Genomic DNA, 14,828 nt, shown 5'->3' with positions numbered 1-14,828 from the left:
TTGAAGATGATGAATATTGCAAATTCAGCAGGATAGGGTATTATAAGTGCAGTTAGAATTTATAAACAGCAGCCAGGATAAAACTGGCATCGGTTTTGGTTGCGGCCCCGGAACCTTTAAAAAAGGTATTGTCCTTCGCATTGTCGAGCCTGAATTCAGGAATGATGGTCAGGTTGTCTAAATGAATATTGCCCGAGAGGGTTGTTTGAAAAATGCTGGTACCCACGCCTGCAACCGATTTTTTGTCGTCGAAATATTCGCCGCGTAATGTGAAGCCGAACTTGCTGGTGGGATCGTAATTAAAATAAAGTGCATTGCTGGACCAGCTTTTATTGGTACCTGCTATTTTAACGGTCTTAACAGTACCATCGTAGTTGATGCCGAACTTTGAACTGACCACACCATTCAGTACCAGGTCGAATTGACTGAAGCCGTCGCCGCCCTGGAAATTGAGGAAGGCCTTGAGTTTGTCGTCCTTCGTACCTGTGCTGAACTGCGCCAGCGCTACTTGGGAAGGGGAAGTGGTAGTAGAATTGTCGGTAGGGTTTGCTACACCAATCATGATGGCGCTTTTTCCGCCAAGAGAGATATCGGCTTTAAGACCCGTATGGAAGAATGGCCCGTAAGAGAATCCATAGCTCATGCTATAGTTACGGTTAGCGTAAGCATCGAGCAATTCATAACCCACATGGGTGGCCCATTTACCGATGGTGAACTTGATAGCAGAAGAAGGTGCATAACTGAGGTATGCCTGTTTGATGACTGCCAGTGTGAGGAAACCATTTTTGCCGGGTGACTGTCCGTCGTTGTACGAAAATTCTTCTGCTCTTCTGCCAAACCCGAGGTCGGCAGTAGCAGCGATCTTGCCGAAAGAATGATCTGCCCTTACAGAAGCCATCCCCAGTTCGAAAGAGTTTTTTGAATTGGTAAAACTCGTGAGGCTGTTGGTGGGATTGGCTACCGAAGCAGGTGCATCATTAAAGTCGTACCGGTAATAGGCATCCACTGAATAGGTGAAAGTGGTTGCCGGGGCTGCTTTTTTGGTAGTGTCAGTTTGCGCATGCAGCGCAGCCATGCTTAAAAATCCGCATCCGAGTGTCGAAATTTTCTTTAACATTGTCTTGGTTTTATGATTAACAAAGGGTACAGCCGTTCAACTTGGTCAGAAGTTCAACATAAGGCTGTACCTTTTTTATGGTACACCATTCAAAAGCAATCAGCAAAAGAAAATGCAGTTGTACCACACCCGGTCAGAGATGTAGTACAACTTAGTATGTTAGAACTGTTCATCCAGCAGGGTTTCTTTGATGTTCCCATTTTCATGGACCAACAAAGTTCCTTGCAGGTATTTTTCATCGTGCTGGGTAGCGTCCAACCCCAGTTGTTCTTCCACAGTGCTTACCCTCAACGGCAGGATGAAATTGATGAATTTGAAAAGAAGAAAGGAAACGGTGAAACTGTACGCAACCACGATCAACAGTGCTTTCACTTGTGTAAAAAAGAATGCAGCGTTTCCATAAAATAGACCATCATTACCGCCACTGTTTACGGTTTTGGTAGCGAAGACCCCGGTGAGGAGCATACCAACCATACCACCCAGTCCATGACAGGGGAATACATCGAGGGTATCATCCAGACTTGATTTGCTTTTATAATAAACTGCAAGATTGGAAATCAGTGCAGCAACAAAGCCGATGAAAATACTTTGTGGGATGGCAACAAAGCCCGCAGCCGGTGTAATGGCTACCAACCCTACTACTGCGCCGATACAGAATCCGAGTACAGAAGGCTTTTTGCCACGCACTACATCAAAGAACATCCAGGCCAGTCCGGCGGAAGCCGCTGCTGTATTGGTAGTGGCAAATGCAGATACGGCGAGTGCATTGGCTGCTCCCGCAGATCCGGCATTGAACCCGAACCATCCGAACCAAAGCAAACCGGTTCCGATGAGTACATAAGGGATATTGGCAGGAGGAATTTCTTTGTGTTCAATATGCACCTGGCGACGTTTCAATACGAGTGCACCGGCCAGCGCTGCACATCCGGCAGAGATATGCACTACGGTACCACCTGCGAAATCCAGTGTGCCCATCTTAAAGAGGAACCCGTCAGGGTGCCATGTCCAGTGTGCGATCGGTGCATATACCAAGAGGCTGAACAGCACAATGAACAAAGTATAAGAAGTGAAACGGATACGCTCTGCTACCGCGCCTACTACCAATCCGGGTGTAATGATGGCGAACATCAATTGAAACAATGCAAACAAGGTGAGCGGAATAGTAGGTGTAAGGCTCCAGGGGGCACCTGATGCTACACCTTTGAAGAAAAGGTGTGTCATGGGATTACCGATGAAGCCGCCGATCGACTGGCCAAAACAAAGACTATAGCCAACCACTACCCAAATAATACTTACCACACCTGCAGCTACCACGCTCTTGATCATGGTTGACAGCACGTTTTTCCTGTGTACCATACCACCGTAAAAGAATGCAAGGGCAGGTGTCATTAAGAATACCAGGGCCGTTGCCACGATGATCCAGGTAATGTCGGCCGCGTTGTATTTACCGGTACCATCGAACAGGTTAAACGATGGCACAAAGATGGCCCCCAAGGCTACCAGAGCCAATATTGCGAAGGGCGCGATTTGTTGTAAAGTAATTTTTTTCATGGTTGAGATAAATGACATTAATAAAAAAATCAATTAATGATTATAAAGCTAAAGTATGAAGTTTTTCTTATTATTTTACATTAATTGCTAACATTTAATATTATTTAATGTATATGTCCGTTTAATTGAAAAATGTTTAAATTGGAAATGACGATTAAATTATTTGATGGGAGAGAAAATTAGAACACAAAAAAGCCCATTTGATTTCTCAAACAGGCTTAGCGAGGGTTAACTATACATATATACTAAACACTAATAAGACAGCTTTCATCCTTCTTTTCGAGCATAGAAAATCCCATAATGTATTCATCTACTTTACGGGCGCATTCCCGGCCTTCACTGATGGCCCATACCACGAGCGATTGACCGCGACGCATATCTCCGGCGGTGAAAATCTTGGGAATATTGGTCTGGAAGGCTTTTTCACTGGCTTTTACATTGCCTCTTTCATCCAACTCTACACCCAGTTCCTCTACCAGGCCCTCATGCTGCGGGTGCACAAAGCCCATGGCCAGAAGGGCAAGCTCACAGGGTATCTCCCTTTCGCTTCCGGCTACTTCCACGAATTTAGCCGGGCGGCCATCTTCCGAAAACTTCCATTCCAGGTCTACGATCTGCAATGATTTCAACTGGCCCTTTTCATCGCCGATAAAGGCTTTGGTAGCAATAGCCCACTGGCGGTTAGCGCCTTCCTCATGCGAAGAAGAGGTTTTCAGCGTCATAGGATAAGTAGGCCATGGCATGAAAGCGGTTCTGGATTCGGGCGGCTTGGGCAGCAATTCGAACTGGGTTACAGAAACGGCCCCATGCCTGTTGGAAGTGCCCACACAGTCACTGCCGGTATCGCCACCGCCAATGACTACCACATGCTTCTTACCTGCCAGTATATCGTCGCCTTCAACAGGTAACTTGCTTATTCTTTTATTCTGTTGTTTCAGGAATTCCATGGCGAAGTGTACACCTTTCAGTTCCCTGCCTGGGATAGGAAGGTTCCTGGGAATGGTAGACCCGCCTGCCAGTACAATAGCATGGTATTCCCTCAGCAGGTCGTTGATGCTGATGTTCACACCCACATTAGCATTGCATTTGAACACCACACCTTCTTCTTCCATGAGTTTAACCCTTCTTTCCACTACCCATTTTTCGAGTTTGAAATCCGGTATACCATAACGCAGCAGTCCGCCTGGCGCATCATCCCTTTCAAAAACGGTCACGGAATGTCCTGCATAGTTCAGTTGCGCTGCAGCAGCCAGTCCGGCCGGGCCAGAACCAACTACCGCTACTTTCTTGCCTGTTCTCAGGTTGGGTTTGCGTGATTTTACAAAACCTTTATCAAAAGCAATTTCAATGATATGTTTTTCAATCTCCTCGATGGTAACAGGTGGTTGGTTGATGCCCAGCACACAAGCGCTTTCGCAGGGAGCCGGACAAATACGTCCTGTGAATTCGGGGAAGTTGTTGGTAGAGATCAGTATCTCATAAGCTTCTTCCCAGTTCTTCCTGTAAACAGCGTCGTTGAATTCAGGTATGATATTACCCAGCGGACATCCGCTGTGGCAAAAAGGAACGCCGCAGTTCATACATCTTGCTGCCTGCTGGTTCAGTTTCTGTTCGGGCAGGCGGTCAACAAACTCGTTATAATCGTCCAGCCTTTCACGCACGTTACGCTTGGTTGGCAGTTCTCTTGTAAATTCCAAAAATCCGGTTGGTTTACCCATACATTCTATTTTGCGTTCGCTACAACCCTTACGGGTATTGCGACAAGGTTCTTAAAGTTGTTGTGTGGCTGTTTCCTGTTTCAGTTGCAGCGCTTTCTTGTAATCTCTGGGGAATACCTTGATGAAATTCTTCAACTGGTTTTCAAAATCATCCAGGATGAATCGCGCCACGGTACTGCCCGTATGCGCATAATGCCTGGTGATCATGTCGTTGAGGAAGCCGATATCGTTGATGCTTACCGGATCGAGGTCTACCATCTCCTTGTTGCAGAGCTCGGCAAAATTGCCCTGTACATCGTACACGTAAGCAATACCGCCACTCATGCCCGCTGCAAAATTGCGGCCTGTATTACCCAGGATAACAGCATGTCCGCCCGTCATGTATTCACAACCGTGGTCACCCACACCTTCCACCACCACATTGGCGCCGGAATTCCTTACGGCAAAGCGTTCTCCCGCTTTTCCACGGATAAAAGCTTCACCCGATGTAGCGCCGTAGAAGGCAACATTACCAATGATGATGTTTTCTTCCGGTACGAATGAAGCGCTCTTATGCGGATACACCACCAGTCTCGCTCCACTCAGGCCTTTACCGAAATAGTCGTTCGCATCGCCTTCCAACTCGAGGGTCACCCCTTTGGTATTGAAGGCACCGAAACTTTGTCCGGCTGTACCGGTGAAGTTGAAATGGATGGTATCATCAGGTAAACCTTCTGCCTTGTATTTTTTGGTGATCTCGTTCGAAAGAATGGTACCCGCTGTACGGTCTGTATTCTTAATAGGGAAAGAAGCTACCACTGTTTGTCCGTTGTCTATGGCTGGCTTGGCCGCTTTGAGCAGTTTCCAGTCGAGCACTTCGGTTAAACCATGATCCTGTGCTTCCTGCTGGTACAATCCGGTGTACAAAGAAGTAGGTTCTTTGTACAGAACAGGAGAAAGATCCAGCTTGCTGTATTTCCAGTGTTTGATATCATCCCTTACTTCCAGGTCATCTACCTGGCCGATCATTTCATTCACAGTTCTGTAACCCAGTTCAGCCATAAGCTCCCTCAATTCCTGTGTGATGAATTTGAAGAAGTTTACCACATGATCGGGATCGCCGGTGAAACGCTTACGCAGTTCGGCGTCTTGTGTGGCTACGCCAACCGGACAAGTATTCATGTGGCACTTGCGCATCATGATACATCCTTCCACCACCAGTGCCGCAGTGGCCACACCCCATTCTTCAGCGCCCAGCAAAGCAGCGATGGCAATATCGCGACCGGTTTTCATTTGTCCGTCTGCCTGCACTACGATCCTGCTGCGCAATTTATTTTTCACCAATGTCTGGTGTGTTTCGGCCAGTCCTAATTCCCAGGGCAGTCCCGCATGTTTGATAGAACTGATGGGAGAGGCGCCGGTACCGCCGTCGAAACCGGAGATCAATACCACATCGGCCTTTGCTTTGGCTACGCCTGCAGCAATGGTACCAACGCCGGCTTTGGATACCAGCTTCACGTTGATGCGTGCTGCGCGGTTGGAATTTTTCAGGTCGAAGATCAACTGTGCCAGGTCTTCAATAGAATAAATATCGTGGTGCGGCGGGGGAGAGATCAATCCCACACCCGGCGTTGCGTGTCTTGTTCTGCCGATCCAGTCGTCTACTTTATGACCAGGTAACTGTCCGCCTTCACCCGGCTTCGCACCCTGCGCCATTTTGATCTGCAATTCATCTGCCTCGGTAAGATAGTAACTGGTTACGCCAAACCTGGCCGATGCTACCTGCTTAATTGCAGAACGCATAGAGTCGCCGTTGGCCAATTGCTGGTAACGGATATCATCTTCTCCACCCTCACCGGTATTGCTTTTGCCGCCTAAACGGTTCATGGCAATGGCCAGTGTGGTATGTGCTTCCCAGGAGATAGAACCGAAGGACATAGCACCTGTAGCAAAACGTTTATAAATGTTTTCTGCCGGTTCTACTTCTTCAATTGAAATAGAAGGACGGTTACGCCTGAAACGGAACTGGCTGCGCAACGTGCAGGCTTTCTCGCCCTGGTCGTTCACCAGCTTGGAATATTTTTTGAACGTATTGTAATCGTTCATCTTGGTTGCATACTGCAAGAGGTGTATCGTCTGCGGATTGAACAGGTGAAACTCTCCCTTGCGTTTCCACTGGTACACACCACCAACAGACAACCGGTTTACGGCGCTGTCGGTCTTGCTGAAAGCGAACTGGTGCTTGGCCAGTGTTTCTTTTGCAATTTCATCGAGTCCCATGCCCTCTATGCGTGAAGTGGCGCCGCTGAAATAAGTGTCCACCACTTTTTTATTAAGGCCGATGATCTCGAATATCTGTGCACCCTGATAAGATTGCAGTGTTGAGATACCCATTTTAGAAAACACTTTCAGCAATCCTTCATTCACTGCTTTGATGTAATTCTTTTTGAGGTGCTCTACATCCAGTTCCGTATCTAACTGGCCATTCAATTTCATATCGCGGATAGAAGAAAGCGCGAGATAAGGATTGATGGCTGTAGCGCCGAACCCGATGAGACAAGCGAAATGGTGTACTTCCCATACATCGCCCGCTTCTACTATAATACCAACCTGTGTGCGATAACCTTTTCGGATGAGGTGATGATGCACAGCAGCGGTAGCCAGCAAGGAAGGAATAGGTGCGTGGTCTGAATCGATGGCCCTGTCGGTAAGGATGATCACTTCAAAACCATCTTCCACTGCATCCACTGCATAACGGCAGAGGCGGTCAAGTCCCGCTTTCAGCGATCCCGGTTTGCCATCGGCCCTGAAATAAGTTTGCAGGGTCTTTGCCTGGAAGATACCCGTATCGATACTCCTGATCTTTTCGAGTTCGTGGTTGCTGAGTACGGGTTGTTTGAGTGCCACACTGTGACAAGCCAATGGATCTTCGTTCAACAGGCTTCCGGTACTTCCTGCGAAAGTAGCCAGCGACATTACCATCTTTTCACGGATGGGGTCGATGGGCGGGTTGGTTACCTGTGCAAACAATTGTTTGAAATAACTGCTCAGGTGTTGCGGTTGATCGCTCAGTACTGCCAGCGGCGTATCGGTTCCCATTGAGCCAATGGGTTCTTTACCATCGATGCACATAGGTGCAATGATGGTATCCAGGTCTTCGGTAGAATAACCGAATGCTTTATGGTATTTAAATATCTGGTCGTGCTCGAGGTGTGTGAACATCACCCTTGGCTCGGGCAGTTCTTCCAAACGTATTTTGTATTTGTTGAGCCATTCTGCATAAGGCTTTTGCGAGCAGATGGTCTGTTTCAATTCTTCATCGCTGATGATGCGGCCCTGTTCCATGTCTACCAGGAACATACGGCCGGGCTGCAGGCGTCCTTTTTCTATGATGATGGAAGGGTCTACCGGCAATACGCCTGTTTCGGAAGCCATGATCACCCTGTCGTCCGATGTAACGCAATAACGTGAAGGACGTAAGCCGTTCCTGTCGAGTGTGGCGCCGATGGTCTTGCCATCGGTGAATGAAATGGAAGCAGGTCCATCCCAGGGTTCCATCATACAGGCATGGTATTCATAGAATGCTTTTTTCACCGGATCCATCTGGTCGTTGCCATCCCATGCTTCGGGTATGAGCATCATCATTACATGCGGTAATGAGCGGCCGGTGAGGGTGAGCAATTCGATCATGTTGTCGAGACAGGCTGAATCTGATTGTCCACCCGTTACGATGGGCAACAACATATCCATTTCTTCCTGCGAGAAATAAGGACTGGTGAATCCTTTCTCACTCGCGCGAAGCCAGTTGAGGTTGCCCTGCAATGTATTGATCTCTCCGTTGTGTGCGATGTAACGGAAGGGTTGCGCCAGTTTCCAGGAAGGAAAAGTGTTGGTAGCAAAACGGGAGTGAACCAGGCCAAAAGCAGATACCACGCGTTTGTCGCTCAGGTCGGGGAAATAGCCGCGCACCTGTGTGCTGGTGAGCTGGCCTTTGTAAACGATCGTTTTATGAGAAAGTGATGCCAGGTAGAAACCGATTTCGTCCTTTCTGACTGTATTAAAAATGGTATGACTTGCATAATTACGCAGCACAAACAATTTGCGTTCAAAATCATCGGGGTTGATGATGTTGTGCGGACAAGCAATGAATACTTGTTCCATTATCGGTTCAACAGAAAGGGCAGAGCTGCCGATGTCTTTCTGGTTTACCGGAACCTTGCGGTAGGTAAGGATTTCGAGTCCGAGTTTCTCTGCTGCGCGATTGAAAATATCGCGGCACTCTTCACGAAGCTGTAAGTCTTGCGGAAAGAAAATAACGCCCACACCGTACTTGCCAAAAGCAGGCAGGTGTACGCCCAGTTTTAAGCATTCATCGAAAAAGAATTCATGCGGAACCTGGATCATGATACCTGCACCGTCGCCCGTATTGCTCTCGCAACCACAGGCGCCACGGTGCTCCATGTTTTCCAGTACGGTTAAAGCATCTGAAATGTGCTGGTGGGATTTGCGGCCTTTAATGTTCGCTACAAAACCAATACCACAGGCATCGTGCTCAAAGGTAGGGCTATAAAGTCCCTGGCTGTTTGCTGAAACAAGCATGTACAATCGAATTAAGGATCAGGAATAATATGGCAAGCAACCGAATCGGTTGGTAAATTACAAAAGAATTGCTAAATATTATCCAGCATTTCTAATAAATTTTGAAAGAAGTGTATAATATTCAATAAAATTGACAATCTGTTGAATAATTTCTATTCAAAAAACTAACAACCGTTCTTAAAGCGGGGAAATTTCTTTTATACTGTGATGTTGTTCAATGGAAGATTCAAGATGCCGGTTGGCTGGAAAAATGCCAAAAAGGGTACTGCCGCTCCCTGTCATGGAAGCGTAAAGGGCGCCGCTTTGGTAGAGTTGTTCTTTGATTTGTCCGATTTCAGGGAATTGTTTGATAACGGGCGCTTCAAAATCGTTCAACAGGATATCCTTCCATTGCTCAATGGGTTTTCGGATGGCTTCGGATACCGGTATAGCCGCAGGTTGTGGCTTCAGTTGTGCGAAAGCCCAGGCAGTAGATACATGAATGGCCGGATTAATCAATACCATGCGGTAAGCATTCAGGTCCAATGCCAAGGGTTGCATATCCTCGCCTCGTCCGGTTGCAATGCAGGGCGTATTGCGGATGAAAAAAGGACAATCGCTTCCCAGTTGCAGCGCGTAACCCATCAATTGCGTAGCATCAAGACCCAACAACAGTTTTTCATTAAGCATTTTCAGCATGAAAGCCCCATTGGAACTGCCTCCTCCCAAACCCGCTCCCATAGGGATGGCTTTGTGGAGATGCACACGCACAGCAGGAAGTCGCGGAAAATCTTTTGCCAGCAGTTGATAGGCTTTGGTGCATAAATTGGAATCGGGATCGCCTGCGATGGGCAGGCCACTTGAGTTGAACTGTATGCCGGGATAAGGAGCTTCCGGGGAGGTCACTAATTCCAACGCATCATTCCATGCTACGGGATAAAATACGGTTTCCAGGTTGTGGTAACCATCCTTTCTTTTCTCAATGATGTTGAGTCCCAGGTTGATCTTACAGTTGGGAAAAAGAACCATTATTTTCTTTTATTGATCTCATCCCTGATGGCTATGGCGCGGATATAATCTTCGTGTTCCAATACTTCATTGAGCAGGTTCTGCAAGTCTTCAAGGGGCATGGAACTGAGGTCTTCCCGGCTGCCGCTGGCGGCTTCGGAACCAACCGATTCTCCTTTGGGTTTCTTTTCGGGATTTTCCTCCATCAGGATACCGGCGTTCTCTAGGATATGTTCGTAGGTATAGATGGGGCAACCAAAACGAACGGCCAATGCCAGTGCATCGCTGGTACGGCTGTCGATCTCAATGGTATCGTGTTCGGTATAACAAACAAGCTTCGAATAAAAAATGCCTTCTTGCAGGTCACTGATGATGATCTCCTGTAATTCCACATTGAAAGCGTTCATGAAATTCTTCATCAAATCGTGTGTAAGGGGGCGGCTGGGTTGCATGTGTTCCAATGCCACTGCAATTGCCTGGGCTTCAAAACCACCGATGACGATGGGCAGCCTGCGCAATCCACTGATCTCGCCCAATACCACTGCATAAGAATGGGTTTGCGTAATGCTGTGGGAAAGGGCCACTATCTCCAATTCTATCTTTTTCATAGCTGACACGAAAATAACTTAATTTGTTTAATACTGGATGCCGGAAACCTATAGCTACCCATATCTTAACACCATATCGTAATTTGCAGCATGAACCTCGATCTTACCAATAAAACTGCCCTGGTCTGCGGCGCCTCGCAAGGATTGGGAGCGGCCGTAGCATCCGAGCTGGCATTGCTGGGTGCGCATGTGGTGGTGCTCGCCAGGAATGAAGAAAAACTCAGGCGGGTTGTACAGTCACTCGATATTTCGCTTCGGCAACAACACAGCTATATAGTGGCAGATACAGCACATCCCGATCAGTTGGCTGCACAGATAGCATCCTTGCTCACTAAAACAAGACAAGTACATATTTTGGTAAATAATACCGGCGGACCGCCAGCGGGCCCGTTATTGAATACAAGTGCAGATGAACTGGAAACTGCGTTCCGTTCACAACTCAGCGCTGCGCATACACTTGTACAACTATTGGTGCCTGGAATGAAGGAAGCAGGTTATGGCCGGATCGTGAACATCACTTCCACTTCGGTGAAACAACCCATCGGAGGATTGGGTATTTCCAATACGGTTCGCGCTGCAGTGGCCAACTGGGCCAAAACATTGTCTAATGAATTGGGACCGTTCGGGATCACGGTGAACAATGTATTGCCGGGCTCTACGCGTACCGATAGATTGGATTATTTATTTGAAAAGCAGGCTGCTTCCGCAAACAGTACAATAGATATTATCATGCAGCAAGCAGTTGCACAAATTCCTGCGGGCCGTTTGGGAGAGCCGGAAGAACTGGCGGCTGCCGTAGCTTTTTTATGTTCTCCGGCAGCCGCTTATATCAATGGTATCAATCTGCCGGTGGATGGCGGCAAACTGAGTGGATTATGATGCTTTCATTTTGCGGATCTCTTCGGTGAGTTTGGGCACCACTTCAAACAGATCGCCTACAATACCGTAATCAGCTGCTTTGAAGAAAGGCGCTTCGGGATCTTTGTTGATCACTACGATCACTTTACTCCTGTTCACACCTGCCAGGTGCTGTATGGCTCCGGAAATACCCAGCGCAATGTAGAGATTGGGCGCTATCTGGATACCGGTTTGTCCTACATGCTCATGATGCGGTCTCCAGTGTGCATCTCCAACCGGACGGCTACAGGCAGTTGCTGCGCCCAGTTCTTTGGCGAGGTCTAACAAGATGCCCCAGTTTTCAGGGCCCTTCATGCCGCGTCCTCCACTCACTACTATGTCGGCTTCTGTTAAAGGAATTTCGCCCGTTACTTTATTAACCGCAGTTACTTTTACTTTAGGAGCATCTACTGCAATGTTCAGTTGGTTCACTTCCGCAACACCTGCTCCAACAGTAGTGGTATAGCTGTTCGGACTCAGCGAAATAACCTTGATAGAAGAAAGAATATTCACATGCGCAAAAGCCTTGCCGGAGAAAACGGTTTTGCGAACCACAAATCCGTTCGAAGTATCGGGCAGGGAAGAAGCGCCGGTAACAATACCAGCTTTCAAACGCGCCGCTACCCTCGATGATATGGCTTTGCCCGTTTGGTTATGCGAAAATATTACCACGTTGGCATTTGTTGCTGTTACGGCTTCTGCAATGACTTTGGCATATACCTGTGCATCGAGGTGATTCAATGCATCGTTGTTTACCTGGTGTACTTTTTTGACCCCGTATTTTCCCAGTGCGGCCAGGTCATCGTTTACCTGACCCAGTACCAGGCCTTCGGCAACAGTACCCAGTTGTTCGGCTACTTCGGCGCCATAGCTCATGGCTTCGAAAGAAGCTTTTTTGATATGACCTTCGCTTTGATCTATATATATCAGTACCATGATGTTTGTGCTTCGTTTTTGTTGAAAGATTTAGATCACTTTGGCTTCTTCGTGCAGAAGACGTACCAGTTCGGCTACATTATCCGGACTTACCAGTTTCACTCCCGCTTTTGCTGGTGGTAATTCAAAACCGGTAATGGCAGTAAGCGTATCTGCTGCTACAGGCTCTACTACTTTCAAAGGCTTGGTCCTGGCAGCCATGATGCCGCGCATATTGGGAATGCGTTGCTCTGCTACTCCTTTCTGGCAGCTTACTACTACAGGTAATGCTACTTCTGCTACTTCTTCTCCACCTTCTATCTCACGTGTAACGGTAGCGGTGGTTCCCTCAAGATTGAATTGGGTAGCCAACGAGAGATAAGGCGCATCGATCAGTTCAGCGACCATGCCGCCGATGGAAGATCCGTTGTAATCAATGGTTTCCTTTCCCGTTAAAATAAGATCGTAACCACCGTCTTTGATCACTGCTGCTATTTGAGAGGCGATGTAATAGCTGTCGCTGCTGTTGGCATTGACACGAATGGCTTCATCGCCGCCCAGTGCCAGCGCTTTCCGGATGATGGGCTCTGTATCGGCGCCGCCCACAGTTACCAGGTGCAGTACCACGGAAGGATCTTTTTCTTTCAGTTCAATAGCTCTTACGAGGGCATACCATTCGTCATACGGATTGATGATCCATTGCACACCGGCTTCATCAAATTTGGTATTGCCGTCGGAGAAGGCAATCTTGGAAGTGGTATCTGGCGTTTTGCTTACGCACACTAAAATTTTCATAATAAATGCAGATTTAATTCATCCCGGAATTAATAGTTGTTTATGCAACTATTAGCAAATATAGGGATGATTTCAACGCGGCAAAGGTTAGGATAAAATTTAATCTGCAAAAACTTTATTCACCGGCCTCGGCCTAACTTTACGGGATGACAGACCGCATTTCCAAGCTCAGGGAATTCCTGAAAGACAACCCACAGGATAATTTCCTCCGCCATGCGCTGGCCCTGGAATACATCAAGCAGGAGCAGGACCAGGAAGCCCGCGCTTTATTTGAAACCATCCTTACCCAATCGCCCGATTATATCGGTTCTTATTATCACCTGGCCAAACTGCTCGAAAAGATGCAGGAAAAACAACTGGCCATCGAATGGTACGAGAAAGGCATGCAAGCGGCCAAACAGGCGGGCGATCAGCACGCTTACAACGAATTGCAGGCAGCTTATGAGGACCTGGTTTATTGATGTAACTGGCGCCGCTTTGTTTTCTTACTTAGATTTGGAATAGAAACCTGTTCATGCATCGTTATTGCCCTATTGTTGTTCTGATTTTTTTTGCTCATCCGGGAAAAGCGCAAACCCTTGGGGGCAATGCCGTTTTCCAGTTCCTGCAACAACCCAATACGGCAACCTTATCTGCACTGGGTGGTATGAATGTCTCTGCTATTGGTCAGGATGTAGGTATGGCATTTCAGAACCCGGCCCTGTTGCGTCCTGATATGCATTTGAAAACGGATTTTTCTTTCAACGCTTTTTTGGCTGGTATCAGTAATTACAGTCTTACTTCTGCGATGCACCTGCGCAATGAAAAAACAACCGTTGGGGTAGGCGTGAATTATTTCAACTACGGAACCATGCCACAGACCGATGCTTCCGGCAATGTGTGGGGTAGTTTTTCGCCGCGCGATTATGTGGTGCAGGCCATGATCTCTCAGCCGTATAAAGAAAGATGGTGGTATGGGATGAGCCTGAAATTCATGCATTCCGGATATGGTATGTATCGTTCATCCGGACTGGCCGTTGACGCAGGAATTGCGTATTACGACGAAGAAGGCCAATGGCAGGCCAGCCTGGTAGCCAAAAACATGGGCACACAACTCAATACCTATGATGGCAGCGCGCGGAAAGAAGAATTGCCTTTTGATGTGGAGGCGGGCATATCCAAACGCCTGGCCCATGCGCCTTTTCAGTTCTCACTCACTTTACATCATTTACACCGGTTCAATATTTACTATAACGATACCAGTTTCCGTGCTTCGGAAGGCGATATCAATTACAAGAACAGCCCGGTGACGCAAAAAATATTTTCGCATATCGTGTTGGGTACGCAATTATATCTCAGCGAAAAATGCACCATCCAGGCAGGTTATAATTTTCAGCGCGGGTATGATTTGAATGCGTACAATTTTACGAGCGGACTCAATGGCGTCAGCCTTGGCGCCAGTCTGTTGCTGAAAAAGCTGCATGTGCATTATGCAACAGGCTTCTATCAACAAAGTTTGTTCCATCACTTTTCCATCACACTATAGTTGTTCAATGATTTAAGCCCGTCATCCCGAGCGCAGCCGAGGGATCTGCCTGAATCCTCAGCAGCTCCTTCGACTCGCCTCGCTCGCTCGGGATGACGTACCTCGACTCGCTTCGCTCGCTCAGGATGACGTACCTC

At 47.6% G+C, this 14,828-nt stretch carries 11 protein-coding genes; 3 read left to right on the top strand and 8 right to left on the bottom strand.

Features of this window, described 5'->3' with window-relative positions; all coding sequences use genetic code 11:
- Window positions 1–52: 52 nt before the first annotated feature.
- From BLU98_RS01180 to BLU98_RS01155, 6 genes are all read right to left on the bottom strand, one after another.
- A complete protein-coding gene (locus BLU98_RS01180; protein WP_092721412.1) occupies window positions 53–1,117 on the bottom strand; it encodes an outer membrane beta-barrel protein in 1,065 nt (354 codons plus the stop codon).
- A 159-nt stretch (window positions 1,118–1,276) separates the two neighbouring features.
- Window positions 1,277–2,668 carry an ammonium transporter gene (locus BLU98_RS01175; RefSeq protein ID WP_092721910.1) on the bottom strand — a complete coding sequence of 464 codons (1,392 nt, stop codon included), beginning with the start codon at window positions 2,666–2,668 and terminating at the stop codon, window positions 1,277–1,279.
- Between the two features lie 245 nt (window positions 2,669–2,913).
- Window positions 2,914–4,386 carry a glutamate synthase subunit beta gene (locus BLU98_RS01170; RefSeq protein ID WP_092721411.1) on the bottom strand — a complete coding sequence of 491 codons (1,473 nt, stop codon included), beginning with the start codon at window positions 4,384–4,386 and terminating at the stop codon, window positions 2,914–2,916.
- 51 nt (window positions 4,387–4,437) lie between these two features.
- Window positions 4,438–8,964 carry a glutamate synthase large subunit gene (gltB, locus tag BLU98_RS01165; protein WP_092721410.1) on the bottom strand — a complete coding sequence of 1,509 codons (4,527 nt, stop codon included), beginning with the start codon at window positions 8,962–8,964 and terminating at the stop codon, window positions 4,438–4,440.
- Window positions 8,965–9,141: 177 nt separating this feature from the next.
- Complete coding sequence (gene ispE / locus BLU98_RS01160; protein ID WP_092721409.1) at window positions 9,142–9,972, bottom strand: 4-(cytidine 5'-diphospho)-2-C-methyl-D-erythritol kinase; 831 nt, start codon at window positions 9,970–9,972, stop codon at window positions 9,142–9,144.
- Window positions 9,972–10,559 (bottom strand): bifunctional nuclease family protein, encoded by a 588-nt coding sequence (locus BLU98_RS01155; protein ID WP_026769751.1) that lies wholly within the window; start codon window positions 10,557–10,559, stop codon window positions 9,972–9,974. The genes ispE and BLU98_RS01155 overlap by 1 nt, the downstream gene beginning before the upstream one ends.
- Window positions 10,560–10,649: 90 nt before the next feature.
- On the opposite strand from BLU98_RS01155, the gene BLU98_RS01150 reads away from it, so the two are divergent.
- Entirely contained in the window at window positions 10,650–11,438 is a 789-nt protein-coding gene (locus tag BLU98_RS01150; RefSeq protein WP_092721408.1) for an SDR family oxidoreductase, read from the top strand.
- On the opposite strand, the gene BLU98_RS01145 is transcribed toward BLU98_RS01150, so the two are convergent.
- Window positions 11,433–12,392, bottom strand: a complete 960-nt coding sequence (locus BLU98_RS01145; protein ID WP_257574621.1) for an electron transfer flavoprotein subunit alpha/FixB family protein — start codon at window positions 12,390–12,392, stop codon at window positions 11,433–11,435. The two genes, BLU98_RS01150 and BLU98_RS01145, sit on opposite strands and share 6 nt — an antisense overlap.
- A gap of 30 nt (window positions 12,393–12,422) precedes the next feature.
- Entirely contained in the window at window positions 12,423–13,166 is a 744-nt protein-coding gene (locus BLU98_RS01140; RefSeq protein ID WP_092721406.1) for an electron transfer flavoprotein subunit beta/FixA family protein, read from the bottom strand.
- Window positions 13,167–13,312: 146 nt separating this feature from the next.
- On the opposite strand from BLU98_RS01140, the gene BLU98_RS01135 reads away from it, so the two are divergent.
- Both BLU98_RS01135 and porQ read left to right on the top strand, forming a co-directional pair.
- On the top strand, window positions 13,313–13,627 hold the full coding sequence (locus tag BLU98_RS01135; protein WP_092721405.1) for a hypothetical protein: 315 nt from the start codon (window positions 13,313–13,315) through the stop codon (window positions 13,625–13,627).
- Between the two features lie 53 nt (window positions 13,628–13,680).
- Entirely contained in the window at window positions 13,681–14,691 is a 1,011-nt protein-coding gene (gene porQ / locus BLU98_RS01130) for a type IX secretion system protein PorQ (RefSeq protein ID WP_092721404.1), read from the top strand.
- The last annotated feature ends 137 nt before the right edge of the window (window positions 14,692–14,828 follow it).

It is taken from the genome of Hydrobacter penzbergensis (genome assembly GCF_900106985.1).
GTDB lineage: Bacteria > Bacteroidota > Bacteroidia > Chitinophagales > Chitinophagaceae > Sediminibacterium > Sediminibacterium magnilacihabitans.
The sequence above is the reverse complement of the archived record's forward strand: the minus strand, read 5'-3'. Positions and strand labels throughout refer to the sequence as shown.

Bases quoted from the DNA above. Each gene is read 5' to 3' on its own strand.
- BLU98_RS01180 (WP_092721412.1), bottom strand. From the start codon at position 1,117: ATGTTAAAGAAAATTTCGACACTCGGATGCGGATTTTTAAGCATGGCT.
- BLU98_RS01175 (WP_092721910.1), bottom strand. From the start codon at position 2,668: ATGAAAAAAATTACTTTACAACAAATCGCGCCCTTCGCAATATTGGCT.
- BLU98_RS01170 (WP_092721411.1), bottom strand. From the start codon at position 4,386: ATGGGTAAACCAACCGGATTTTTGGAATTTACAAGAGAACTGCCAACC.
- gltB (WP_092721410.1), bottom strand. From the start codon at position 8,964: ATGCTTGTTTCAGCAAACAGCCAGGGACTTTATAGCCCTACCTTTGAG.
- ispE (WP_092721409.1), bottom strand. From the start codon at position 9,972: ATGGTTCTTTTTCCCAACTGTAAGATCAACCTGGGACTCAACATCATT.
- BLU98_RS01155 (WP_026769751.1), bottom strand. From the start codon at position 10,559: ATGAAAAAGATAGAATTGGAGATAGTGGCCCTTTCCCACAGCATTACG.
- BLU98_RS01150 (WP_092721408.1), top strand. From the start codon at position 10,650: ATGAACCTCGATCTTACCAATAAAACTGCCCTGGTCTGCGGCGCCTCG.
- BLU98_RS01145 (WP_257574621.1), bottom strand. From the start codon at position 12,392: ATGGTACTGATATATATAGATCAAAGCGAAGGTCATATCAAAAAAGCT.
- BLU98_RS01140 (WP_092721406.1), bottom strand. From the start codon at position 13,166: ATGAAAATTTTAGTGTGCGTAAGCAAAACGCCAGATACCACTTCCAAG.
- BLU98_RS01135 (WP_092721405.1), top strand. From the start codon at position 13,313: ATGACAGACCGCATTTCCAAGCTCAGGGAATTCCTGAAAGACAACCCA.
- porQ (WP_092721404.1), top strand. From the start codon at position 13,681: ATGCATCGTTATTGCCCTATTGTTGTTCTGATTTTTTTTGCTCATCCG.